The organism is Verrucomicrobium sp. BvORR106 (assembly GCF_000739655.1).
GTDB lineage: Bacteria > Verrucomicrobiota > Verrucomicrobiia > Verrucomicrobiales > Verrucomicrobiaceae > Verrucomicrobium.
The window spans coordinates 1-24,379 of record NZ_BATR01000049.1 but is presented as its reverse complement, the minus strand read 5'-3'; the positions used below and the strand labels follow the sequence as shown (position 1 = coordinate 24,379).

Here is a 24,379-nt window from a genome sequence, read left to right as displayed (position 1 = left end):
AGCAGTCTGGTGATTTCATGGCTCCCCGTATCAAAGCACTGTTGCTGAGCACAAGGTTGTTGTTTCTCACCTTGATTGCCCTCGTTCTGGCCGTCGCCGCGGCCGGGACCGGCTTTGTGTGGCACGAGCTGGATTCCGCCCGATCGGCGCAGCGCACCTACCTCCTCAGCCTCGCTTTCGCCGGGGCGGCAGAGCTCAACCGGTCTCTCCCCGCGGAAGCAAACGCCAGCATTCCAGAACAGATTCCCTGGCAGACGGAAGAAAACCTGCGCCGGGAGCTGATGGACCTGCAGGGGCCCCACTCCCTGACCAGCCTCGGCACCTTTGCCGAAGTGGTCCGCCACATTCCCAACGCCTCCTCCGGGGACAGGCAGTTCAGCACGGCTTCGAAATTCACCCTCACCGGCTCGGAAAAACTATTGCCGCCGTCGGATACGGAAGTCGGCGTGGTGGAAGCCCTCACGCTGGTATCAGCAGGGCTGCCTTATGCGGCCTCCTCCCGCTTCATCCGCAACAGTGAAGGAGATATCACCACCGCAGAATGGATCGTGGCCGCCGCTCCCATCAACCGCGCAGACGGGTCCTTGATGGGCACGATGGTGGTGGAGCAGCCGATGTATAAAGTGAAGCACCTGCTGGCCTCGCCCAAGCTCCTGGCGGTGCTCTCCATCGCTGGTGGAGCGGGACTGCTTCCCGGTCTTTTCCTCTCCCTCTACATGGGGCGTCGCCTGGGCAAACGGGTGCGTGACATCACGGAAGGCCTACTGGCCCTGCGCCAGGGTCTGCTGACCCACCGACTTCCACAAAAGGGGATCGATGAAATCGCCGAAGCCCTCAAAGTCTTCAACGAGACGGTGGAACACCTCCAGATTGAAGAAGAGCGCAAGCAGAAGGTCATCAGCGACTCCCTCGCTGCCAAGCGCCAGGCAGAGTCCGGCATGGCCGCCAAGGCGGACTTCCTGGCCAACATGAGCCACGAGATCCGCACCCCGATGAACGGCATCATCGGCACCACCTCGCTGCTGCTGGACTCCCGTCTGGACAACGAGCAGATGGAACTGGTGCGCATGATCCGCACCAGCGGCGAGAGCCTGCTGCACCTCATCAACGACATCCTCGACTTCTCCAAGCTCGAATCCGCGCGCATGGTGCTGGAACGGCTGCCCGTAAGTCTGGAAAGATTGTTTCATGAGACCATGGGCATCTTCGCCTTCAAGGCGGCGGAGAAAGGTGTCGAACTCAACTATCACGTCAGCGAGAACATTCCGCGCCACATCACTGGCGACTTCCAGCGGCTGAAACAGGTGCTGGTAAACCTGGTGGCCAACGCCGTGAAATTCACCGAGCGCGGCGAGATCCTCGTGGTAGCCCAGCCGATTGTACGCAAGCTGCCGGACGGCGGCGAGTACACGCTTTTGCAGGTCTCTGTGCGGGACACAGGCATCGGCATTGCCAAGGACAAGCTCCCCCTGCTTTTCCAGGCCTTCACGCAGGCCGACACCTCCACGACCCGCAAATACGGCGGCACCGGCCTGGGTCTGGCCATCTGCCGGAAGCTCTGCCGTCTCATGGGCGGGGAGATCAGCGTCACCAGCGAGCTGGGAGGCGGCTCCAACTTTTTCTTCGAGGTCCCCATGACCGCGGCCCAGGATGATGCCGAGGCGCTGGAAGAGGAAACCCGCTGGGTGCACACCCTGCGCGGCCGCCCGGTGCTCGTTCTTTCCCAGAACCAGACGACGGCCAGCATCCTCACCCATAGCTGCCGTCTCTTCGGCATGACCGCGCAGGCCCGGGCACTGGATCCCGCAGCCAGTGCGGAGGAACTGCTCAATGGCGCACCGCCGCTGATCATTCTCGACCTTGTGACCCCGGTACGTCATCTCGTCGAGAAGATCGCGAAGTGCGCCTGTGCCATGAACATCACCACCCTGGGGCTCGTGTCCCTGGGTCACGAGCAGGTGAAACAGACGCTCCAGTCCGCCGCCGGTCCCCGCTCCCTGTTCATTCACAAGCCAGCAGGCCGCCGCGAACTGCTCAAGGCACTGGCCCAAGTCACCGGCATCGACGTCAAGCCGTCCATTCTGAATCTACCGGAAAGTACTGCCAATCCCGAGCGCCAGACCTTTGCCCAGGACCACCCCGCCCGCATCCTGCTGGTGGAAGACCAGCCCATGAACCAGAAGCTGGCGAAGATGATGCTCAACAAACTGGGCTACCTCAGCGTGGACATCGCCCAGAACGGTCGTGAAGCGGTGGACATGGTGGTGGACGCCACCTACGACCTGGTCTTCATGGATCTCCAGATGCCCATCATGGGGGGCGAGGACGCCACCCGCGAGATCCGGGCAAACTTCCACGTGAAACACCAGCCGGTGATCGTGGCGATGACGGGGCACACCCTGAGCGGGGTCAAGGAGTCCTGCATGGAGGCCGGGATGAACGGCTTCCTGTGCAAACCGGTGAGCCTGGAGGACCTCCGCAATGCCATCTCCGGGAACCTCAATTCCGGCATGGCTCTGCGGAGCTGACCGTCAGAGGCAGGAAGCAGAGATTGAGGCACGATTCCCGCTGGCGTAAGGTATGCGGCAGACCGCCCGGACCAGCCCCGGGCACCTGTGCCCGTGCCTGTGCCCTATGACGCTCACCACCCCTGCCCTCATCTTCCCGGCCATCTCCCTCCTCCTGCTGGCCTACACGAACCGGTTCCTCGGCCTCGCCAGCGTGGTCCGGGCGTTGCACGCCAGCTACAAGACTTCCGCGGACCCCATCTACCTGAAGCAGATCCACAACCTGCGCCGCCGGATCAAGCTCATCCGCGACATGCAGTTCTATGGCGTGCTCAGCATCTTGTTTTGCACCGTGTGCATGCTCGTCCTCTTCCTGGGATGGGACACCGCCGGCAAGATCCTCTTCGGACTCAGCCTGCTGACCATGATCACCTCCCTTGTCCTCTCTCTGATTGAAATCCAGATGTCCGTAGGCGCGCTGGATCACCAACTGAAGGATCTGGAGAAGGGATGTGAGGAGTAGGTGTCCGTCTCATTGCAAGGCCCGCCGGATCTGCTGAAATCTCGAGTGTCCCAGTTGATCCGGCTGGCGTAGCCTCCCTTCCCTGCTGTCGCTCCTGTTATGAAACGCATCCTCCTTGTCCACGCGCATCCTGCCATGCGGAGGTCCCGCATCAACAAGGCGCTGCTAGCGGCGGCGCAGGGGGTGGAAGGGGTGACGGTGCATGATCTCTACGAAGAATACCCGGACTTTCACATCCAGGTGGCAAGGGAGCAGGAACTGCTGCGCCAGCATGATGGGGTGGTGTTTCAGCATCCCTTCTACTGGTACTCCACCCCCGCGATCTTGAAGCAGTGGGCGGATCTGGTGCTACAACATGGCTTTGCTTACGGGGAGAATGGCCGGGAGCTGGAGGGCAAGTTCTGGATTCAGGCGATCTCTACAGGCGGCATGGCCGAGGCCTACTGCGCAGTGGGTTACAATCGCTTCTCCGTCCGTCAGTTGCTGGCGCCCCTGGAGCAAACGGCCACGCTCTGCCGCATGCAGTTTCTGCCTCCGTTTGTGGTTCACGGGACGTTCCAACTCACAGAAGCTGAGCTTCAACAGCACGCGGATCACTACCGTCACGTGCTGACGCATCTTTGCAGTGATGCCTTTGAACCTGGCAGGGTGCTGGCGCATGATTCGCTCAATCTGGCGGTGCCCCTTCCCCTTCCCCTGACCCACTCCTGACTTCCCGTCTCGTCCCGTCTGCCATGCATCTTGATTCCTTCCTGGCCCAGGCCTTCATCTACTTGTGCGCGGCGGTCATCTCGGTGCCGATCGCCAAAAGACTCGGGCTGGGCTCGGTGCTGGGCTACCTGCTGGCCGGGGTCTTGATCGGGCCTTTTGTGCTGAAGTTCGTGGGCCGTGAGGGTGGCGATGTGATGCACTTTGCCGAGTTCGGCGTGGTGATGATGCTCTTCGTCATCGGGCTCGAACTGAAGCCGCGCCTGCTCTGGCGGTTGCGCGGTCCCATCTTGGGAATGGGCGGGGTGCAGGTGGCGGCCACGGCGTTGTTGATCGGTGCCGCGGCGGTGGCCCTGGGACTGCCTTGGAAGCAGGGTCTGGCGCTCGGCATGATCCTGGCCATGTCCTCCACCGCAATCGTCCTGCAGTCGCTGGCGGAGAAGGGCCAGATGAAGAGCGAGGCGGGCCGGGCCAGCTTTGCGGTGCTGCTCTTCCAGGACATCGCGGTCATCCCGATCCTGGCCGTTCTCCCCCTTTTGGCAGCAGGCGGTACGCCGGTGGCAATTGATCCCCACCACGGAGCGGCGGCGGATGCAGTACCGGGCTGGCATCAAGCCTTGCTCACGGTCGGGGCGGTCGCCTTGATCGTTGGGGGCGGGCGTTTCCTCATCGGGCCGCTCTTCCGTTTCGTGGCCAGCACGAAGCTGCGCGAGATCTTCACCGCCACGGCGCTGCTCCTGGTCATCGGCATCGCGCTGCTCATGCAGAGCGTGGGGCTGAGCCCCGCGCTGGGCACCTTCCTGGCGGGCGTGGTGCTGGCGGAAAGCGAGTTCCGCCATGAGCTGGAGTCTGACATCGAACCCTTCAAAGGACTGCTGCTGGGCATCTTCTTCATTGCGGTAGGCGCGGGGGTGGATTTCAGCCTCATTGCTTCTCAACCGCTGATCATGATCCAGGCCGTAGCGGGTCTGCTGGGTTTGAAGATGCTCGTGCTTTTCATCGTAGCGCGGTTCTCCCGCATGCCGGGCACGGACACCAGTCTATTCACGCTGGCGCTGGCTCAAGGGGGTGAGTTCTGCTTCGTCCTGCTCTCGATGGCCGAGTCCGGTCACATCCTGCCATCCTCCCTCACCAAGCCAACCATCGCCGTGGTGGCGCTCTCCATGGCGATGACGCCCCTGATGCTGCTGCTGCATGAGAAGGTGCTCCTGCCCTGGTTGCTGAAATCCCAGCAACAACGACCGATGGACGAGATCCCGGACGAGGAGAACGCCGTTCTGATCGCGGGATATGGCCGTTTCGGCCACATTGTGGGCCGCGTGCTGCGCGCCTACGGCATCGGCGCCACGGTGCTGGACATGGACTCTGACCAGGTGGACCTCCTCCGCCGCATGGGGCTGAAGCTCTTCTACGGCGATGCCTCCCGCCCTGACCTGCTGGAAAGCGCGGGCGCAGCCCGGGCCAAGCTCATCGTCATCGCCATCGATGATGAAGCCAAGGCGCTGCAAATCATCGACAACGTGCAACATCACTACCCTCATCTGGCGATTCTGGCCCGCGCCTCCGGCCGGCTGCACGCCTACGAAATGGTGAAGCGCGGTGTGGAGCACATTTACCGCGAGACCCTGGGCAGCTCTCTGGACATGGCGGCACAGACGCTGAGGGCGCTGGGCTATCCGGCCCATGAAGCGCTCCGGGCCACACGTCTCTTCAAGGAGCTGGACGAGCGCAGCCTGCGCTCCATGGCCGACGTCTGGTACGAGCACAAACTCGGGGCTGCCTATGTGAACGCGGCGCGCGACCAGATCGAGGAAATGGAGAAGCTCTTCGCTGCGGACATGAAGGGCCTCAGCAAACCTGACGGAGGCTGGGATACGGAGGCGCTTCGTCGTGAAAACGAAAAACCCCGAGGCTGAGGCAGAGGTTGGCTCCTAGAGGCTCGACGTCACCCTGCGGAGGGCTTCAGGAAACTGGCCAGCTCATCGTTCAGGCGCTCCATGGGGAGGCCTTTGACATTGGACCAGGAGCCTTCCACGCGCTCGATGATCATAGTGCTCTCGTCCTGCACGGCGTAGGCGCCCGCCTTGTCGAGCGGCTGGATCTTCGAGTGATACTCGCGAATGACCTCCTCCGTGAGCGGCTTGAAGGTGACCTCACTGATGACGGGGAAGGTGTGCTCCACCGCACCGCCCTGGGCCAGGACCGCCACGCCGGTGCACACGCGATGCGTGCGGCCGCTCAGGCGTCGCAGCATGGCCGCGGCGTCCTCCATGTCGCGCGGCTTGCCCAGTGGTTTGTCATCCAGGTAGACGAGGGTGTCGGCCGCAATCACCACGGCATCAGGCCGGGAGGCGGCGATGACCCGCCCCTTGAGCCGGGCGTTTTCCATGGTCAGCGCCTCACAGGTGAGGGACTCGTCATGAGCCTCCTCCACCTCGGGCACCAGGACCTCAAAGACATAACCCGCCTCCTGCATCAGTTCCACCCGGCGGGGGGAACCTGAAGCCAAGACCAGCGGAACAAGGTGACCGGGATTGACACTCATCGTCAGCACTTGGGGGATCAGAGCTCCTGCATCATCAGGATCTCATCGCTCCGGATGAGCGCGTCCCGGTCATTCTGACTGCGGAATTTGTAATATCCTGTCTTCTCGTTGAACTCGGGCCGACTGGCCGTGAGGTACTCACGCCCGTCCCGCAAGGTGATCTTGTAGGGAGAGGAACCACAACCGGACACGAGCAAAGTGCCGGCACACGTTAGGAGAACAACGAGGCGCGATTTCATGGGCTGACCGTGTTCCGATAAAACCATTCGCACGCCCCTGCAACATTGGATAGCGTGACTTGAATGTCGTGGAGATTTTTTCAGCAGTTCTTGACCAATTGGCAGACCACCGGGGCGATCGCGCCGTCCTCGCCCGCGCTGGCCAAGCGCATGGTAGAATGCGCCCAGGTGGCAAAGGCCCGCTCCGTGCTGGAGTTGGGGCCGGGCACAGGTGCGTTCACGACGGCGATCGATGAGGTGCTGCCGCAAGGTGCCAGCTATCTGGGCATCGAGCTCAATCAGACCTTCGTGGACCAACTGCGCCAGCAGCATCCGCGCATGCGATTTGAGGCGGCCCCGTGTCAGGAGTTCGACTTTGCAGGCGTCCTGGGACCGGACTGCGGGTTCGACAGCATTGTGAGCGGCCTGCCGTGGACCAACTTCCCCGAGAGTCTGCAGACGGCGATCCTCGATCACGTGCTGCCCAGGCTGCGCCCGGGCGGGGTGTTCGTCACCTTTGCCTACGCGGGGTTTCACATGCTGCCTCAGGGGCAGCGATTCCGGGCGCTGCTCCAAGATCGATGTGTGGAGCTGCGGACCAGCTCCACGGTCTGGGGCAATCTGCCGCCCGCCTTCGTGTATGAGGCGGTCAAAGCCGCCCCGTCAGAGGATTGCGCGTAGCCTGCCGGGAAAGGACTCAGTCCTCGGGCACGTTCGTGGGAGGCACAGCTCCCACTTGCGCTTTCATTTCCTTGCCCGGCTTGAAGCGCACCACGGTGCGCGGCGGGATCTGCATTTCCGAACCCGGCTTGTTGGGATTGCGGCCAATCTTGGGCTTCGTCACCCGCACCTCGAAGGTGCCAAAACGACGGAGGGTGACCTCGTTGCCCTTCGCGAGCTCCTCAGTGATGAGGTCGAGAGCCTGTTGAAAGAGGTCGAAGGCCTGACTCTGCGTCAAACCCGTACGGTTGCTCAATTCTACCACCAGATCACGTTTGGTTACGGTTGACATAAGCCTGTAACAGGTTGCTTGGCTGATTTTCGAACGGCAGACAGGAACTTTTGCAGATCGCTGGTCGTGAGGTACTCATAAACCAGCTTTCCAAGGGTCTCCAGAGAAAATATCATGCAATTGCTGCAACCTCAATGGCGGTCTTGAAATGCATCTTTGCCACTTTTGGCAAAATATCGGCCCCGTGCTTGCGGATAAGCTCCGCTCCCGCCTGCTTTACCGCAGGTGAGGCCCCCTTGGGCAGGACGATGCCGAGCCGGTCTCCCGCCTCCTTGAGCCAGCGCACAAATTTCTCCCGGGCGAAGATGGAAGCCGCCGCCACCGCGGGGTCGCTCTCCGCCTTGGTGCGCTGCTGGAGGTCGATGGTTTTCCCCTTTTCCAACAGGGCGCTCTGAAGCACCCGCGGGTTGGCGAACTGGTCAGACAGGGCCATCGGGCAGTCGGGTACCCGCTCCAACAGGTTCTCGATCACGCGGGCGTGCCCCCAGGCGAGGAGGCGGTTCAGGTTGCCAAACTTGGTGTAGAGTTCGTTGTAGCGCTCCGGCCCGATGACGATGACCTCATGCACCACCCGGGCTGCGCGCATGTCCCCGGCGATTGCTTCGATCCGGGCGTCACTGCCAATGCGTTTGCTGTCCATCACCCCCATATCGCGCAACTTGCGTGCCATGGATGCCTCCACGTAGGCACCTGCGATAACCAGCGGGCCGAAAAAATCGCCCTTGCCGCTTTCATCGATCCCGAGGTGGGGCTCGAACATTTCCGGCTGGTTCACCTCCTCATACCCGAGCTCGGCGACCCCGAGCACTTCGGGTTCGAGGGTAAAAGTAATGAACTCCTCCACGCCCTTGCCCTGGGCGACGATCTTGGGCCCCTTTTCATACACGGCCACGTTCACCTTGGTCCCCTCCGCCGCGTACAGGCAGTAGGGCTTCTCCGTGAACTTGAAGCCCTTCGCCGCCAGCACCGTCCGGAGCTTGGCAGCCTGGAGTTCCGTGAGCACTTTGGTATAGGTGGTGAGGGCGGGCATGGAAGGTCTGGGCAAAAGACGTGAAACTCCGCAGGTTAAGCTTGAAATCCCACTCCGCATCCCGGTTTCTTCACGATTGATTTCCCTGCCTGTGAAAAAAGTCATCGAGCCCAACCCTGCCAAAATCGCGCATGCCCTGGAGGCCTGGTTTGCGGTGTCCGGCCGGGATTACCCCTGGCGGCGGACGACGGATCCGTATGCCATTCTGGTCTCGGAAATGATGCTGCAGCAGACGCAGATCACCACGGTGCTGGACCGGGGCTACTACGCCCGCTGGATGGAGCGGTTCCCCAATACCGCGACGCTGGCGGTGGCGGATGAAGCGGAGGTGTTGCGCGTCTGGGAAGGGCTGGGCTACTACCGCCGCGCCCGCTTCCTGCAACAGATGGCCAAGCAGGTGGAGGGCGAGCATGGCGGCGTGTTCCCGACCACGCTGGAAGGCGTGCGCGCCCTGCCCGGAGTGGGTGACTATACGGCGGGGGCGGTGTGCAGCTTTGCCCACGATGCGGCGGCTCCGATTGTGGATGGCAACGTGGCCCGGGTGCTCTCCCGCGTGTGGGACGATGCCACGCCAGTGGACAGCCGGGAGGGCATGGCCCGACTCTGGACCCGATCCCGGGCGCTGGTGGAGGCGGCCAAGAGCCCCCGTGTCTTCAACAGCGCGCTGATGGAACTGGGCCAGACGATCTGCCGCGTCAGCGCGCCCAACTGCGATGCCTGCCCGGTGCAACCGCACTGCCTCACCCGCGAGCCCGCGAGTCTCCCGGTGAAGAGCAAGCAGACGGTGATCACGGCCGTGACGGAGCGCGTGTATTTTCAAACCGGTCCGCAGGGGGTGCTCCTCCAGCAGGAGTCTGGACAACGTCGCACCGGCCTGTGGAAGCTGCCTGAGCTCCCTGCTGAGGCGAAACAACAACCGCCAGTGTTGCACCGGTCCAAGTACACCATCACCCGGTACAAAGTGGATCTCTGGGTGCATGCTCCTCCGGAAAAGGCCGAGGCCGCCGCCGCCGCAGGCCTGCAGTGGATCCCCCTGGCCAGCCTGGACGCCCTGCCCATGCCCAGCCCGTATCGAAAGGCGCTCAATGCCGTGCTGGCGCAACAAGACTTCCAATTGGAGGGGTGAAGCGGAAGCATCAATGCAACAACCCTTTGAGCCGCGATGGAATTGCGATAGACTCACCTCCCCGCCATGACCTCTACCGCCCCCTCCCCCCTCGCCTCCATGCCTGATGCCCACGGCCACTTCGGCCCGTATGGCGGCATGTTTGTGCCGGAGACGCTGATGGCAGCCCTCCAGGAACTGACAGCGGAATATGAAAAGGCCAAGAATGACCCGGCCTTCCGCGCTGAGCTGGACCAGCTGCTGACGGACTATGTGGGCCGTCCCACGCCCCTGTACTTCGCCAAGCGCTGGTCTGAGCAACTGGGTGGTGCCAAGATCTACCTCAAGCGTGAAGACCTGCTCCACACCGGCGCGCACAAGATCAACAACGCGATGGGTCAGATCCTCCTCGCCCAGCGTCTGGGCAAGACCCGCATCATCGCTGAGACGGGTGCTGGTCAGCACGGAGTGGCCACGGCTACGGTAGCGGCTCGCGCCGGGCTGAAGTGCGTGATCTACATGGGCCAGGTGGACATGGAGCGCCAAATGCTGAACGTGGCCCGCATGCGCTTCCTGGGTGCGGAAGTAGTGCCCGTGACGGCCGGTCAGGCGACGCTGAAGGAGGCGGTTAATGAGGCCATGCGCGACTGGGTGACCAATGTGCGCGATACGCACTACATCCTGGGAACAGCCTACGGGGCGCACCCCTACCCGATGATGGTGCGTGATTTCCACCGCGTCATTGGTTTGGAAGCCCGCCGCCAGATTCTTGAGCGCGAAGAGCGCCTGCCGGATCTCCTCATCGCCTGTGTGGGCGGGGGCAGCAATGCGATCGGTCTGTTCCACGCCTTCCTCGATGACAAGGATGTGGGCATGGTCGGCGTGGAAGCCGGGGGTGAAGGCATCATCCCGGAACGTCACGCGGCCCGTTTCCAAGGCGGTCGCCTGGGCGTGCTACAGGGGGCCAAGACCTGGTTGCTGGCCAACGAGGACGGGCAGATCCAGCTCACCCATTCCGTCAGCGCTGGTCTCGACTATGCTGCGGTGGGTCCAGAGCACGCCTATCTGCACGACCAAGGCCGCGCGGAGTACACTTACGCCACGGATGACGAGGCGCTGAACGCCTTCCAGTCCCTGGCCAAGATCGAAGGGATCATCCCCGCTCTGGAGAGCTCCCACGCCCTGGCTCACGCCATGAAGGTGGCTCCGCAGATGGACAAGGATAAGATCATCATCGTGAACGTGAGCGGCCGTGGCGATAAAGACGTGGCCCAGGCGGCCCGTTTTGTCTGGGGTGAAACGCTGAAGTTCTAGCCCTGCCTCCCCAGCCCCGTTCTGCTCTGCTCCATCGCCATGTCCCAGTCTCCTCTTGATGATCCCAACCCCATCGCCGGGGACATGGCCGTATTGACCAACCTTCTTCAAGGTTCGGTGGCTCCTCATCTGCATCTGCCTCCCACCGGAGATCTGCGGGTGCTGAACCTGGCCTGTGGTCGATGTGATGAGGCAGAAACGCTGGTGAAGTTTGGCCAGTCCCAAACGACAGGCCAGGTCAATCTGGTGGGGGCGGACATCCGGATTCGCGAGATCCTCCAGGCCCGGGCGAACCACGCGAATTTGCCGGCCGAGTTTCTGCTGGAGGACGCGACCAAGCTCCACCTGCACAAGCAGGTGGGTGAGGACTTCAACATGGTCCTGCTGCGTCACCAGAACTACTGGCACGGACCGGAGCTGTGGAAGAAGATCTTCGAGCAGGGTCTGAGTAAAATGGATGAGGAAGGCCTCCTGGTCATCACCAGCTACTTCGACAAGGAGCATGAGCTGGCCCTGGGTGCCCTGCAGAGCATGGGCGCGGAGCTGGTGAGCACGACGCACAATCCGCTGGCGAGGAAACTCCTGACGCCGGGCAAACACGTGGACAAGCACGTGGCAGTGTTCCGCCGGAAGAAGTGATCGCTGCCTTGTCGGCGGCAGACTGACGCCCGCGGCTGATCTATGGCGTCGCGGACACCTGAGTCACCGTGCAGCCTTTTTCCTTGAGCAGATCGATCACGCCGCCTTTGCCGCCGAGGTGTCCGGCCCCGACGAGGATCATCACCTTCTCATTCCGCTCGATGTACTTCAGGATGGGGGCCACCCAGGCCTTGTTGCGTTTGAGGAGGAACTCCTCCAGCAGCTCCGGGTACTTGTCGGCATCGCGAAACAGCAGCTCTTGAAGCTTGTCGCTTTGCCCTTTGCGCCAGGCCACGATCAGCTCGTCAAAGTCCTTGGGCAGGGTCTCAGATTCTCCCAGGGTCTGCTCCAGCAGATTCTCCTGCAGGTGCTCACTGAGCTTGGCGAAGATACCAAGCTGGAACTCGACCGACTCCAGCCCTTCCCCCGGTTTGTTGTCGGCCTTGGCCTTCTTTTCAAAGTAGGTATCCACCCCGCGAGCAGGATCGGCACCCAGGATCTGGTACTCCGTGGCGGCGATGGTGAGGGACAGGAACCAAGGGCGGAACTTCTTCACGACCGACTCCTGCAGGCCCTTTTCTGAAGCCCACTTGCGCACCTTCTGCATGGTGGCGGCGCTGACATGGAGGCCCAGTTCGTCATCCCCGGTGTACATGCCGAGCTGGCGCATGCGACTGGCCACCTGGCTGTTTTCATCGCTGCCGGGCGGGAGTTCAAACACGAGCTTGGAGCTATCGGCGTAGGCCTGTTCGAAGACGGCCGGCAGCGGGTAGTCCGCCTTTCTCAGCAGGTGGATGGTGCCCGCCAGATAGACGTGCTTCCCATCCTTTTCCACGCGCCACACGCTGGAGGGGCTGGCGGTGTCTGGCTGGTTGCCAGAGGCTCCGCAGGCCGCGGCGATGAAGCACAGGGCGAGGGATTGGAAGATGCGCTGGAGGACTTTTTTCAAGGGTGCCCGGCGGTGGTTTTATCCGCCAGCTTGCAGTTAACCAGACGCGGGAGCGTGCGCCAGTCTGAATTGCAGATTCTCCGGAGGGGGTGGGGAGGGAGGGAAGGATGGGAGACGGCGGGGAGAGAATGGGATGGGGTGGATTTGACCTGGCGGGGTGCGGCGACTGAGCCGGACGGCACGTCCGGACTACACCCGTGGCGACGCTGCGGGAGTAGTCCGACGGTCCCCGTCGGGTTGGGAGCGGAGGGGGTGACGGGCAGATGCCGATTGGACGGTCTGAGGTTATTGACGCTGTAGGGCGAGCGCTCCGCTTGCCGCGTGGGGCCTACAGCGTCACACCCAGATGGCTTGGCCACGAGATCTCTATGGCACACTCATGGGACGTTTGTGGCGAACCAGGACAAGAATGTCCCTCGCTCCTTTTACTGACCGCCTCGTCGCGCATGATGCCTGGAGTCTTTTTATCTCGCGTCTCCCGCGAAGCAGGCGGGCAAAACAAAAATGGATGCCACAGTGCGCTCGGCACCACGGCATCCATTTGAAAAACGGCGGGCAGTAAACGGAATGACTTACAGCGAGTTGCGGCGGCGCTTCACCCGAAGCTGGGCCGTGGAGCGCTGAATGCTGGCCATGACCGTGGCGAGTTCTTCACCGCCGACGTCAGGAGAATTCTTGAGCTTCTCAACGGTTTCTTCGGCACGTTTGAGGGCCTCTTCAACGGCCTTCTCATCGATGTCGCTCTCCGCCATGGCCATGTCGGTGAGGACGGCCACGCGATGTCCGGTGATCTCGACGAAGCCGGTGCCGACCGCGAGGTGCTGGACGGTGCCTTCCTTGGTGTAGGCCAACTCGCCGGGATGAAGGGCGGTGACGAGGGGCACGTGAGACTCGAGCACACCCAGTTCACCTTCGCTGCCCGGAAGCACGACGGTGTCCACCGTATCAGAGAACACGCGCTTTTCAGGAGTGACGATTTCGAGCTTGAGGGACATCTGGAAGGGAAGGTGGTCGGTTTGGACGCAGAAAAGGGAGAAACGAACCGGGTTTCAGCCGGGGAGGGATGCTCCACGTGCTCGAAACCCGGCTTGAGGAAACAGCACTAGGAGCGCTTCACCTTGTCGATGCTGCCCTTCATGTAGAAGTTGGCTTCGGGCACGTCGTCCCACTTGCCTTCAAGGATCTCAGCGAAGCCACGCACGGTGTCTTTCACGGAGACGTACTCGCCGGGGGTGCCGGTGAACACTTCAGCCACGGAGAACGGCTGGCTCAGGAAGCGCTGAAGCTTACGGGCGCGGTACACGGTCAGCTTGTCTTCGTCGCTCAGTTCATCCATGCCCAAGATGGCGATGATGTCCTGAAGGTCCTTGTAGCGCTGAAGCACACGCTGGACGCCACGGGCGACGCGGTAGTGTTCTTCACCCACGACTTCCGGGGCCAGAGCCTTGGAAACGGAAGCGAGAGGATCCACAGCCGGGTAGATGCCCAGCTCAGCGAGGGAACGCTCAAGCACGACGGTGGAGTCGAGGTGGGCGAAGGTGTTGGCAGGAGCGGGGTCGGTAAGGTCATCCGCCGGCACGTACACGGCCTGGAAGGAGGTGATGGAACCCTGCTTGGTGGAGGTGATTCGCTCCTGCATGGCACCCATTTCGGAAGCCAGCGTCGGCTGGTAACCCACCGCGGAGGGGGTACGGCCAAGAAGAGCGGACACTTCGGAACCGGCCTGGGAGAAACGGAAGACGTTGTCCACGAAGAAGAGCACGTCCTGGTTCTTCTCATCGCGGAAGTACTCGGCCATGGAGAGGGCGGAGAGGGCGACGCGCAGACGAGCACCGGGAGGCTCATTCATCTGGCCGTACACCAGGGCCACCTTGGACTCCTTGAGATTGTCCGGCTTGATAACGCCGGAGTCGATCATTTCATGGTAAAGGTCATTCCCTTCACGGGTACGCTCACCCACGCCGGCGAACACGGAATAACCACCGTGGCCCTTGGCGATGTTGTTGATGAGCTCCATGATGACCACGGTCTTGCCCACGCCGGCACCACCGAAGGCGCCCACTTTACCACCCTTGGTGAAGGGGCAGATAAGGTCGATGACCTTGATGCCCGTCTCAAGAATGGTGGCGGAAGGATCCTGGTCCACCAGCGTCGGAGCGGGGCGGTGGATCGGGTAACGCTTGGCGGAGTTCACCGGGCCTTTTTCGTCCACCGGCTTGCCGGTCACGTCGAAGATACGGCCGAGAATTTCTTCACCGACAGGAACGCTGATCGCTGCACCGGTGTCACGCACGGCCATGCCGCGGACGAGACCTTCGGTGGTGGTCATGGCCACCGCGCGCACCCAGCCGTCACCGAGGTGCTGCTGGGTTTCGAGCACGAGGGTGGTGTCACCGCCGTAGAGCTTGTAGTCAATCTCCAGGGCGTTGTAGATGGCGGGAAGCTGGCCCGCTTTGGAAAAGTCGATGTCCACGACGGGTCCGATGACCTGGGCGATGCTACCGATGTTGTTGCTCATGTTGTTCCTTTCGAAAAATGTGGGTGGTGGGGAAGTTGGCGGGGCGTACGGGGCGGGGCGGGATCAGGAGGCTATTCCAGCGCCTTCATGGCGGTGGTGATTTCCAGCAGTTCGTTGGTGATGCTGGCCTGGCGCAGTTTGTTGTACTCGAGCGTCAGGTCCTTGATCATCGACTTCGCGTTGTCCGTGGCGCTCTTCATGGCCACCATCCGCGAGCTGTGCTCGGAGGCACGGGCTTCAAGAATCATCTGGTACACCATGTAATCGATGTACTGGGGGAGCACCTGGTCGAAGACCGCAAGCGGGTTGGGCTCGAAAAGGTATTCCTGGCCAACGGCGGCGGCGGATGGCGGAACGTCCGCCCCCATGCCTTCGAAATCCTTGGGCTTGCCGATCGTGACCGGGCTGACAGGAAGGACGGTTTCGATCAGGGGCTCCTGGCGGAGCACGTTGACGAAGTTGGTGAAGGCGACCTTCACGCGGTCATACTTGCCGTCCAGGAACTGCTGGATGAGGAAGCGGGAGACCGGGCGGGTTTCAGCAAACTTGACCGGATCCTTGACGCCGAAGTCAGCGACCAGATTCTTTTTGAGCTTGCCGAGGGAGTTGCGCAGCTTGCTGCCCACGGTGATGAAGGCCACATCGCCACCCTTGGTCTGCTCAATCACCTTGCGCAGGAGGTTGGTGTTGAGACCACCGCAAAGACCCTTGTCCGTGCTCACCACGAGGATGAGTTCGCGATTGCCTTCACGCTCTTCCAGAAGGGGGTGGACGAGGTCACCCGTCTTGTCCTTCAGGCTCACAAGCACCTTGTTGAGCAGTTCCGCGTAGGAACGGCCGGCCAAGGCCTGATCCTGGGCGCGCTTCATTTTGGAAGCGGCCACGAGCTGCATGGCCTTCGTGATCTGGGCCGTGTTTTTAACCGACTTGATGCGTCGGCGAATGTCGCGGGTGCTGGGCATCTGGGGTGTTGCGTTCCGGTGTCAGGATGGCGGGGAGCGGCGGGCGGGACTTCCGCCCGGGGGGGCAGGCCGGGGCTGGCTTGGGCTTACTTCCAGCTGGCTTTGAAGTCAGCGAGGGCGGTCTTGAGTTCCGCCACGATGTCTTCCTTGAGCTCCTTCGCATTGCGAAGCTTGTCGAGGTAGGAGGACTTGCGGGTCTCAAGGAATTCTTCGAACTTGGCCTGGAACTCCTTCACGCGGTCAACGGAGATGTCATCGAAGCCACCGTTCTGCATGGCCCAGAGAATGGAGGCCATGATCTCAAGGGACTTCGGATTGTACTGACCCTGCTTGAAGAGCTCCACGATGCGCTGACCGCGGTCGAGCTTGGCCTTGGTGGCGGCGTCGAGGTCGGAACCGAACTGGGCGAAGGCGGCGAGTTCGCGGAACTGGGCGAGGTCGAGCTTGGTCGTGCCGGAGACCTTCTTGATGGCCTTGGTCTGGGCGGCGGAACCCACGCGGGACACGGAGAGACCCACGGAGATGGCCGGACGCACGCCTTGGTAGAAGAGGTCGGTTTCGAGGAAGATCTGGCCGTCCGTGATGGAAATCACGTTCGTCGGGATGTACGCGGACACGTCACCAGCCTGCGTCTCAATGATCGGCAGTGCCGTCATGGAACCACCACCGGCAGCGTCGGAAAGACGGGCGGAGCGCTCAAGAAGGCGGCTGTGGAGGTAGAACACGTCACCGGGATAAGCTTCACGGCCGGAGGGGCGGCGGAGCACCAGGGACACCTGGCGATAAGCCACGGCGTGCTTGGAAAGGTCGTCGAAGATGATGAGAACGTCTTCGCCCTTGTCCATGAAGTACTCACCCATGGCGCAACCAGCGTAAGGAGCGAGGTACTGGTTCGTGGCGGAGTCAGCGGCGGAGGCGCTCACGATGATCGTGTAGGGAAGCGCACCGGCGTCTTCGAGAGTCTTGATCACGCGGGCGATGTTCGCCTGCTTCTGACCGACGGCGACGTAAATGCAGATCACGCGCTTGTGGCCCTGAAGCTGACCTTCCTCGGCGGCCTTGTTCTGGCGGGCCTGGGAGGTGATGGTGTCCACGGCGATGGTGGTCTTGCCGGTGGAGCGGTCACCGATGATGAGCTCACGCTGGCCACGGCCGATCGGGATCATCGCGTCCACGGACATGATGCCCGTCTGGAGGGGCACGCTCACGGACTTACGCTTAACGATACCAGGAGCGATCTTCTCAACAGGGTAGAAGGCGTCGCCTTTGATGTCACCCTTGCCGTCGAGAGGCTGACCGAGGGAGTTCACCACACGGCCCAGCACGCCGTTACCCACTGGCACTTCGAGCAGACGGCCCGTGGTCTTGACTTCGTCGCCTTCCTTGATGTTCAGACCGTCACCGAGAAGAATTGCACCGACTTCGGTCTCTTCCAGGTTGAGTGCCAGGCCGTACAGACCGCCGGGGAACTCGATCATTTCGTTGAGCATCACATCGCTCAAACCTTCGATCTTGGCAACGCCGTCGCCGATTTCCCGCACCACGCCAACATTGGATCTGGTGACGGAAGTCTTCAGTCCGGCGATTTCGGTTTCAATCTCCTGGAGGATGCTGCTCATAACGTGTTCTGGTGTTGGATCAAATTGACGGGGCTGGGCGGGGCGGAAGGGAACGAATCGGACGAGTCGTTAACGGGATGGGGCTAGGCGAGGCTCTGACGAAGGGCTTCCAGCTTGGCGGCGACACTGCCGTCCCAAACGTGGCTGCCCACTTTCACGCGGAGACCGCCGATGAGAGAGGGGTTTTCAAAAAACTCCAGGGTCAGGTCTTCACCGTACTTCTTCTGAAGGTCCACACGAAGCTGCTCGCGCATTTCGTTGGAGAGACGGGTGACGCTCTCGATCACAGCCGTGCGTTTCTCCGTCTCCAGGCGCACGAAGCGTGCGAATGCCGTGAGCACGGCGAGGTAGTTGCGAGGCTTCTCCTCGGCAACGCGTTTCACGACGCGCTTCACCCGGCTGTTGTGGAGACGACCGTTGGAGTCCACGCATGCACGGAAGAGCTGGCGGGCGGAGCGAAGGGCGTCTTTGCTGATCTTCATGACCGGGAGGGATTAGAGAGAGGAGAAGCGGGCGAACGAACCTTGAACCTTAGAGGGAGACCTGGGCGGCGGTTTCGCGGTTGATGCGATCCTGGTCGTCGTTATTGAGGACCTTGCCGGTGACACGGGAGGTGGCATCCACAACCATGCGGCCGAATTCGCGCTTGAGCTGGGTGACGAGTTGCTCCTGTTCGAGCTGGGCGGCTTCGCGAGCCTTGGCGATGATCGCGGACGCTTCGTTGACAGCCTCCTGGCGCTTTTTCTCAGCCAGGATGTTGGCGCTTTCACCAGCTTCTTTGATCAAGCGGCCAGCTTCGTCGTCGGCCTTGGTGACGATGGCTTTCGCGTTCTGCTCAGCAGCAGCGAGGTCGCGAGCAATCTTCTCGAGCTTGGACTCGCCGTCGGCGATGCGCTTGCGGCGGGCTTCCAGCATCGCAAGGATGGGGCCGAAGGCATAGCGACGCAGGACGAAGACCACGATCGCAAAAATGATGATCTGGGCAATGAGGTGTCCCCACTGAAGCCCAAACTGTTCTGTAATTGCCGATACTGCCGACGCTGCCACGATCATATGAAAGCCTGGTTGGAAAATTTGGGTAAGGAAGGGGCGGAAAGGGGTGGCGGAGAAGACCTCCGCCACCCGGGAGCTGAAGAGCTAACAGCAGCGGATTAACGGCCGCCGAAAGCGATGATCAGAGCGTAAATGGCGATAGCTTCTGCCAACGCCATGCCGATGATGCCAAGGGTCATGATGTTGCCATAAGCGCCGGGGTTACGGCCGACGGCTTCCACAGCCTTGCCACCGATCAGGCCGATCGCCACAGCGGCGCCAGCACCGGCAACGCCGAGGGTGAAGCTGCCGTTCACGCCGGTAACTTTGGCGAGCTCAACAGCGGAGGGGGCGGCGGCGACAGCGGCCTCAGCCACGGACATAAGTTCCATCATCATAGTCTTAGTAGGTATTGTGTTTCGTTGTTCTACCGCCGCCCGCAGTCATAGCCACGGTCCCGGCGGCAAATGGGTTTATCAGTGGTGTTCGTCGTGCTCCTCGTCGTGGGCGGTGGAGAGCAGGATGTACACTGAGCAAAGGAGGGTGAAGACAACCGCCTGGAGGAGACCCACCAGCAGTTCCATGAAATAGAAGGGCAGCGGGATCAGGATGCTGCCGATGAATTCGATGATCGGAGGAGCGCCGTGCAGGATGGACATCATCGTGTGCAGGAGGGTCTCACCGGCGAAGATGTTGCCGTAAAGTCGCAGAGACAGCGACATGGGGCGGAAGGCGATCGAAACCACTTCGATCAGGCCGACGAAGGCGAAGATCACACCCATCATCAGCATCATGATGCCCTTGAACTTGCCCTTGGGAGCGAACATGTGCTTGAGGAAGCCAATGACGCCCACTTCACTGATGGTGAGGATCAGCCAGACGATCATGAAGCTCAGCGCGATGCCGAGGGTCATGTTCAAGTCGGCGGTGGCAGGACGGAAGAGCGGAGTCGAAACCGAGGAGAGCGTCAGGTTGCCGCTGCCGTGGCCCCAGCCGATCGTGCCCACGCCGGGAATCAGACCGAACCAGTTCGAGATCAGCACGAACATGAAGACCGAGGCAAGCAGAGGGAAGGCGCGCTTGGCCACCTTGGGCCCGATGATGTCTTCAACCTTGCTGTAAAGAAACTCCACCACACCCTCGAACCCGTTCTGCCAGCCATGCGGGATGAGCTGCATGTTGGAAGTGGCCTTGCGGGAGATCCACAGAAGCACGCCCAGCACGATGCCAGCGAGGAGGAAGGAGTTCGTGAAAAAGGAGAGACTGCTCTTCTCGCCGAAGAGCGAACTGGCGTACGGACTCACACCTTCTGCCAACATGGTAGGCAGAATGAAAAAGGATTCAGAAACGTGCGACATATACGGGAAATCCGAGGCTCGGCTGAGAGAAGGGCCACTTATTAAACCGACCCTGCAATTTCCCGCAAGATTTATTTGTGAAAAATTTCACAAAGTCCGTCCCATGGGGCTTGGAGCGCGATTTAACCGATTCTTATGCTCGTCGCAGCCAGTCTCAATTATGCCCGATTTTGGGTGAATTTTCTGGCACTGGCAAGGTCGGAAATTGCAACACTTCGCCAGTTTTTCCTCTTGCTCTCGGACGGGTTCGAGGCGAGTAAGGGAGCCCTCTAGACGCGCAGGTAGCTCAGCGGTAGAGCGGCTCGCTTACACCGAGTTGGTCGGGGGTTCGATCCCCTCCCTGCGCACTCTTTTTTCAAGCCGATGATGGCGTCTGAGGCCCTGCTGAAGATACAGTGGCGCGATGATTGTGACCCGAAGTGGGGTGTCGTTTGGGGCGGATTTTGTTCGATGTTACCGATAGATGAAGAGGAGGTGGCGGAGGGAGCGTGGCTTGGTCCCGGATGGGTGCGGCGACTGAGCCGGACGGCACGTCCGGACTACTCCCGAAGCGACGCTGCGGGAGTAGTCCGACGGTCTCCGTCGGGGCGAGAGCGGAGGGGTTGGGCAGCAGATGTCGTTGGGTGTGAGCAGCACGAGAAGATGACCGCCTGTAGGGCAAGCGCTCCGCTTGCCGCGAACGGCTCCTGATTGAGGCAACGGGAGCGGTCGCCCTACAGCCCGGGGTGGTTGGGTGTTGGGGCAGAACGCGGCATCATGGGACGTTTGGGGCGGACCGGGACAGGAATGTCCCTCGCTCCCTTTACAGAGGGGCCGCCGGTCGTACACTCCCATGCGAGAGCTCAAGTCTTCAGTCTGGCGTCTGGCAGTCTTCTGTCTCCCGCGCAGCGGGCAGAATGTCACTTCTTCAGCGTCCAGCGAATGCCTTCGATGAGGTGGGTCCGGTAGTCCGGATTCTTCCAGGTCTCTTCCCAGTCACCGAGTGCCGTGTAGAAAACCCGGCCGGTTCCCTGCGTCTTCGCCCAGGACACCGCGAGATCTTTGTCGCTGGCATTCACTTTCTTGTTTGCCAGGTCGAGGCTCTGTGGATCCAGGCTGAGCAACAGGTCCACCTTGCTGCGGTCGAAGTTTTTGAACTGGTAGATGTCATCCGCGATCTCGAACGAGGTGCCCCAGTGTTTCGTCGCCGGGTGGGTTTGATTTTCGACCTTCACGCGCACTTTCGTCTGGGGTGCCTGCCGCGTGCGCCAGGGACGCCGGTCATAGTAGGCCCCCAGCATCTGCCCGAAGGCAGGGACTTCCTGGTACGTGTTCGCCGTGGAGTGAATGCCCGTGAAAGCGCCGCCGTTCTTCACCCACTCCGTGAGCGCCAGCACATCCACACCCGGCGGATTGATGGCGGTGAAGAACACGATCGCGTCGTACTGCTTCAGTTTGGCCGCCGTCACCTCGTGGCCATTCTGTGTGATCGTGACCTCGAAGAGGCCTTTACTCAACTCGGCAAAGTTCCGCTCCGCCACGGACAGCTCATTCGGTGATGTACGCCGGATCACATCGTTGTCTGAGCCCATGGGATTGGCAAAAAACAACACCTTGGGCAATGGGGCAGGCGTCTGCGCCGCCGCATCGAACGCCCCGAGAACCACCACAGCAAGAAGAAGAAGGCGGGAAAACATGGCTTGAGAAAGCTGACTTGTTGGTTGCGGAGTCCAGCTCAATACTACGGAGACTTGGGCAAAATTGAAACGGCAATTGTTGCCTCCATTCCCTTGTGCCAGGTGATGGCGGAGCCCTGGCCTCTCTTTCCAGCAGGTGCAGGCTCTTCCGCGACTTTGATGGCAAGTTGGGCGCCCCGGACGGCGTTGCACATGGCGGAGACGCTCCTTTCATGAGCAGACTTCACGGATCACGCTTCCTTTCCAGACCCATCTCACCATGCATCGTCGCATCGCCCTCAGTCTCTTTTTACTCGCCCTCGGTTCCACCCTGCCTCTCCGGGCGCAGGAGCAGGCCCCCGCGCCGCCGGAGGGCTTTACCGCCATTTTCAATGGCAAGGACCTCAGCGGGTGGAGCGGCAGTGAGAAGTACTGGTCGGTGGAGGACGGCTGCCTCACGGGCGTCACCGATGGCAAGCTGGACTACAACCGCTTCATCACCTGGAAGGACGGCAAGGTGAAGAACTTCGAGCTGCGGGTGAAGGTGAAGGTCACCACCGGCGGCAACAGCGGCCTGCAGTATCGCGGGCAGGAGCGGCCTGATCTGGGCGAGTGGGTGGTCACGGGTTACCAGTGCGATGTGGTCCCGGCGCGGGATGACCACAACGGCATGCTCTATGAGGAGCGCGGCCGCCGCATCCTCGCGCATACGGGCGAGAAGGTGGTTATCGATCCGCAAGGCCAGCCCTGGGTGGTCGGCAAGCTGCCGGTGCAAAAATTCCCTGCTGAAACGTGGCATGAGTACCGCGTGCTCGTGCAGGGCAACCACCACCAGCACTGGATCGATGGCGTGCCGACGGTGGATGTCATTGACCTGGATGAGAAAGGCCGCGCGCTGGAAGGCGTCATCGCCGTGCAGGTCCATGTGGGCCCGGTGATGAAGATCCAGTACAAGGACTTCTTCGTGAAACACCTCCCCGCTGACCTGCCGCTGCTCACGGCGGCGCAGGCCCCGATCCCGGCAGAGGCGGTGAAAGTCGTCCCGCAGGGTGGCGGCAAGCCGAAGAAGGCTGCGGCAGCTGCCCCTGCCAAGTGAGCGCATCCGTCACTCCCTCGCCCCCTCCTCGCGTTTTGCTGTAGAATCGAGATCACTCCCCTTCCTCCCCATCCCTTCCTTCACATGTCTAAGAGACTTCGCCTTGCCGCCCTTCTTGCTCAACCGCTCGCGTTGCTGGCCCTGCTGCTCGCAGGTTCTATCCCATTACACGCCGCGGAGACGAAGGCCCCTCCCGTGAAGGTGGTCATCGCAGGCCTGGTGCACGGGCACGTGAATGGTTTCCTGAAACGCGCCTACCAGGGCTCTGTGGAGATCGTGGGCATCTACGAGCCCAACCGTGAGGTCGCGAACCGCTACCGCGAGCGTTACAAGTTCGATGAATCCCTCTTCGGCACTGATCTGGCGAAGATGCTGGACGAGCGCAAGCCGCAGGCCATCTGGGCCTTCTCCAACACCTATGACCACCTCGCCGTGGTGGAGGCCGCGGCCCCGCGCAAGGTGCATGTCATTGTGGAGAAGCCGCTCGCTGTGGACAAGCCCGCGGCCGACCGCATGGCGGCACTGGCCCGGGAGCACAAGATCCACCTGCTGACCAATCTGGAGACCACCTGGTACTCCAGCCTCGCAGAAGCGCACCGGATCTGCGTGCAGGAGAAGCAGCTCGGCGTGATCACCAAGATCGTCGGCCACTTCGGCCACCCAGGGCCGGACCGGGTGGAGCCGGAGTTTCTGGCGTGGCTCACGGATCCGAAGCTGAACGGCGGCGGGGCCTCATCGGACTTTGGCTGCTACGGCGGTGTCATCATGACCTGGCTCCGGGGCAATGAGCGCCCGCAGGCGGTCACGGCCGTCTTCCAGACCAACCGCCCGGAGACGTGGACCACGGTGGATGACAACGCCACGCTCATCCTCGAGTACCCCCAAGCTCAGGGGATCATCCAGGCCTCCTGGGATTGGAGCTTCCCGCGCAAGGATGTGGAAATCTACGGCCGCAAGGGCATCATCCGCACCATCAACCCCACGGACTACGACATCCGCCTCGCCCCCGCCAAGCGGCCCGAGGAAAAAACCGCCGCGCCGTTGGCTGAACCCTATGGCACCTCGGTGGAGTATTTCGCCGCCGTGATTCGAGGTGAGATCGATCCCAGCGGCAGCCAGTCCTCCCTGGAGACCAACTTGATCGCGGTGGAGATTCAGGACGCCGCCTGCGAGTCGGCCCGGACCGGGAAGAAGGTGGAGTTAGCGAAGTGAGAGGCGGACACAGAAGACGAAAGGCTTGAGGTCAAGGGAGAGGCAGCGCTGGGAGGGGGTCGATTTCGTTCTTTTCGTGCATTTCGTACTTCGTACGGAGAAATTGTCAGGGTTCAAGATGAGGGAGTTGTGACGGGGAGGCTTTTGGGGGGTGGTTTGTGGGCAGGCTGGGGGATGAAAGGGTAGCTGGGGAGCGCACGCATCCTGCGTGCTGTTCTCCGGCATCCTGCGGGAACGTCAGGCAGCGGCGGGGGGGCGATTTCGTTCTTTTCGTGCATTTCGTACTTCGTACACGGCAAAGCACTCCGTCTCTGGTCTGCCGTACCCAGTCGTCAAACCAGGGTCGAGACCTCCCAACATCCAAGGCACACAGGGAT

General features: G+C 61.6%; 24 protein-coding genes and 1 tRNA gene. 11 read left to right on the top strand and 14 right to left on the bottom strand.

Translation table 11 applies throughout. From position 1 onward, the window contains the following. Window positions 1-17: 17 nt before the first annotated feature. The 4 genes from BV106_RS07465 (at window position 18) to BV106_RS07450 (ending at window position 5,654) form a co-directional block, all read left to right on the top strand. Window positions 18-2,528 carry an ATP-binding protein gene (locus tag BV106_RS07465; RefSeq protein ID WP_081891584.1) on the top strand — a complete coding sequence of 837 codons (2,511 nt, stop codon included), beginning with the start codon at window positions 18-20 and terminating at the stop codon, window positions 2,526-2,528. Window positions 2,529-2,634: 106 nt separating this feature from the next. Continuing rightward, a complete protein-coding gene (locus BV106_RS07460; protein WP_038162777.1) occupies window positions 2,635-3,030 on the top strand; it encodes a DUF2721 domain-containing protein in 396 nt (131 codons plus the stop codon). 99 nt (window positions 3,031-3,129) lie between these two features. Then, entirely contained in the window at window positions 3,130-3,741 is a 612-nt protein-coding gene (locus BV106_RS07455) for an NAD(P)H-dependent oxidoreductase (RefSeq protein WP_038162774.1), read from the top strand. Window positions 3,742-3,764: 23 nt separating this feature from the next. Then, entirely contained in the window at window positions 3,765-5,654 is a 1,890-nt protein-coding gene (locus tag BV106_RS07450) for a monovalent cation:proton antiporter-2 (CPA2) family protein (RefSeq protein ID WP_038162772.1), read from the top strand. A gap of 29 nt (window positions 5,655-5,683) precedes the next feature. On the opposite strand, the gene BV106_RS07445 is transcribed toward BV106_RS07450, so the two are convergent. Next, the gene (locus BV106_RS07445) at window positions 5,684-6,283 is read right to left on the bottom strand and encodes a Maf family protein (RefSeq protein ID WP_038162770.1); all 600 of its coding nucleotides are present in this window, start codon (window positions 6,281-6,283) and stop codon (window positions 5,684-5,686) included. A 17-nt stretch (window positions 6,284-6,300) separates the two neighbouring features. After that, the gene (locus BV106_RS36785) at window positions 6,301-6,522 is read right to left on the bottom strand and encodes a YgdI/YgdR family lipoprotein (RefSeq protein WP_063767912.1); all 222 of its coding nucleotides are present in this window, start codon (window positions 6,520-6,522) and stop codon (window positions 6,301-6,303) included. Between the two features lie 90 nt (window positions 6,523-6,612). Here BV106_RS36785 and BV106_RS07440 point away from each other — a divergent pair, with 90 nt between their 5' ends. Then, window positions 6,613-7,182 (top strand): methyltransferase domain-containing protein, encoded by a 570-nt coding sequence (locus tag BV106_RS07440; RefSeq protein WP_265595426.1) that lies wholly within the window; start codon window positions 6,613-6,615, stop codon window positions 7,180-7,182. Window positions 7,183-7,198: 16 nt separating this feature from the next. Here BV106_RS07440 and BV106_RS07435 read toward each other — a convergent pair whose 3' ends face one another. Together BV106_RS07435 and rnhC are read right to left on the bottom strand one after the other, a co-directional pair. After that, the gene (locus tag BV106_RS07435; protein ID WP_038162764.1) at window positions 7,199-7,513 is read right to left on the bottom strand and encodes an HU family DNA-binding protein; all 315 of its coding nucleotides are present in this window, start codon (window positions 7,511-7,513) and stop codon (window positions 7,199-7,201) included. A 112-nt stretch (window positions 7,514-7,625) separates the two neighbouring features. Continuing rightward, window positions 7,626-8,543, bottom strand: coding sequence for a ribonuclease HIII (rnhC, locus tag BV106_RS07430; protein ID WP_038162761.1), 918 nt, complete (start codon window positions 8,541-8,543; stop codon window positions 7,626-7,628). Between the two features lie 91 nt (window positions 8,544-8,634). Between rnhC and BV106_RS07425 the strand changes: the two genes are divergently transcribed. The 3 genes from BV106_RS07425 (at window position 8,635) to BV106_RS07415 (ending at window position 11,601) form a co-directional block, all read left to right on the top strand. After that, window positions 8,635-9,669: an A/G-specific adenine glycosylase gene (locus tag BV106_RS07425; RefSeq protein ID WP_265595425.1), complete on the top strand. Its 1,035-nt coding sequence runs from the start codon at window positions 8,635-8,637 to the stop codon at window positions 9,667-9,669. A 66-nt stretch (window positions 9,670-9,735) separates the two neighbouring features. Further along, window positions 9,736-10,962 (top strand): tryptophan synthase subunit beta, encoded by a 1,227-nt coding sequence (gene trpB, locus BV106_RS07420; protein WP_038162759.1) that lies wholly within the window; start codon window positions 9,736-9,738, stop codon window positions 10,960-10,962. A 39-nt stretch (window positions 10,963-11,001) separates the two neighbouring features. Then, window positions 11,002-11,601, top strand: a complete 600-nt coding sequence (locus tag BV106_RS07415) for a hypothetical protein (RefSeq protein ID WP_038162757.1) — start codon at window positions 11,002-11,004, stop codon at window positions 11,599-11,601. A gap of 40 nt (window positions 11,602-11,641) precedes the next feature. Here BV106_RS07415 and BV106_RS07410 read toward each other — a convergent pair whose 3' ends face one another. The 9 genes from BV106_RS07410 to atpB all read right to left on the bottom strand — a co-directional run bounded on the left by BV106_RS07410 (window position 11,642) and on the right by atpB (window position 20,000). After that, complete coding sequence (locus BV106_RS07410; RefSeq protein ID WP_038162754.1) at window positions 11,642-12,550, bottom strand: TraB/GumN family protein; 909 nt, start codon at window positions 12,548-12,550, stop codon at window positions 11,642-11,644. A gap of 572 nt (window positions 12,551-13,122) precedes the next feature. After that, window positions 13,123-13,545: an ATP synthase F1 subunit epsilon gene (gene atpC / locus BV106_RS07405; RefSeq protein WP_038162752.1), complete on the bottom strand. Its 423-nt coding sequence runs from the start codon at window positions 13,543-13,545 to the stop codon at window positions 13,123-13,125. 107 nt (window positions 13,546-13,652) lie between these two features. Further along, window positions 13,653-15,068, bottom strand: a complete 1,416-nt coding sequence (gene atpD, locus BV106_RS07400; protein ID WP_038162750.1) for a F0F1 ATP synthase subunit beta — start codon at window positions 15,066-15,068, stop codon at window positions 13,653-13,655. A gap of 71 nt (window positions 15,069-15,139) precedes the next feature. Further along, window positions 15,140-16,030 (bottom strand): ATP synthase F1 subunit gamma, encoded by an 891-nt coding sequence (atpG, locus tag BV106_RS07395; RefSeq protein WP_038162748.1) that lies wholly within the window; start codon window positions 16,028-16,030, stop codon window positions 15,140-15,142. An 86-nt stretch (window positions 16,031-16,116) separates the two neighbouring features. Next, on the bottom strand, window positions 16,117-17,649 hold the full coding sequence (atpA, locus tag BV106_RS07390; RefSeq protein ID WP_038162745.1) for a F0F1 ATP synthase subunit alpha: 1,533 nt from the start codon (window positions 17,647-17,649) through the stop codon (window positions 16,117-16,119). Window positions 17,650-17,732: 83 nt separating this feature from the next. Next, complete coding sequence (locus BV106_RS07385) at window positions 17,733-18,131, bottom strand: F0F1 ATP synthase subunit delta (protein WP_038162741.1); 399 nt, start codon at window positions 18,129-18,131, stop codon at window positions 17,733-17,735. A 49-nt stretch (window positions 18,132-18,180) separates the two neighbouring features. After that, the gene (atpF, locus tag BV106_RS07380; RefSeq protein ID WP_038162738.1) at window positions 18,181-18,702 is read right to left on the bottom strand and encodes a F0F1 ATP synthase subunit B; all 522 of its coding nucleotides are present in this window, start codon (window positions 18,700-18,702) and stop codon (window positions 18,181-18,183) included. A gap of 98 nt (window positions 18,703-18,800) precedes the next feature. Then, on the bottom strand, window positions 18,801-19,064 hold the full coding sequence (locus tag BV106_RS07375) for a hypothetical protein (protein ID WP_081891582.1): 264 nt from the start codon (window positions 19,062-19,064) through the stop codon (window positions 18,801-18,803). A 93-nt stretch (window positions 19,065-19,157) separates the two neighbouring features. Then, the gene (atpB, locus tag BV106_RS07370; RefSeq protein WP_063767910.1) at window positions 19,158-20,000 is read right to left on the bottom strand and encodes a F0F1 ATP synthase subunit A; all 843 of its coding nucleotides are present in this window, start codon (window positions 19,998-20,000) and stop codon (window positions 19,158-19,160) included. Window positions 20,001-20,314: 314 nt separating this feature from the next. On the opposite strand from atpB, the gene BV106_RS07365 reads away from it, so the two are divergent. Then, a tRNA-Val gene (locus BV106_RS07365) sits at window positions 20,315-20,386 on the top strand. Between the two features lie 552 nt (window positions 20,387-20,938). Here the strand turns inward: BV106_RS07365 and BV106_RS35215 are convergent. Further along, window positions 20,939-21,715 carry a ThuA domain-containing protein gene (locus BV106_RS35215; RefSeq protein ID WP_051945345.1) on the bottom strand — a complete coding sequence of 259 codons (777 nt, stop codon included), beginning with the start codon at window positions 21,713-21,715 and terminating at the stop codon, window positions 20,939-20,941. A 259-nt stretch (window positions 21,716-21,974) separates the two neighbouring features. Between BV106_RS35215 and BV106_RS07355 the strand changes: the two genes are divergently transcribed. Further along, on the top strand, window positions 21,975-22,790 hold the full coding sequence (locus BV106_RS07355) for a DUF1080 domain-containing protein (RefSeq protein WP_081891581.1): 816 nt from the start codon (window positions 21,975-21,977) through the stop codon (window positions 22,788-22,790). Window positions 22,791-22,874: 84 nt separating this feature from the next. Beyond that, window positions 22,875-24,002 carry a Gfo/Idh/MocA family oxidoreductase gene (locus tag BV106_RS07350; RefSeq protein WP_063767909.1) on the top strand — a complete coding sequence of 376 codons (1,128 nt, stop codon included), beginning with the start codon at window positions 22,875-22,877 and terminating at the stop codon, window positions 24,000-24,002. The last annotated feature ends 377 nt before the right edge of the window (window positions 24,003-24,379 follow it).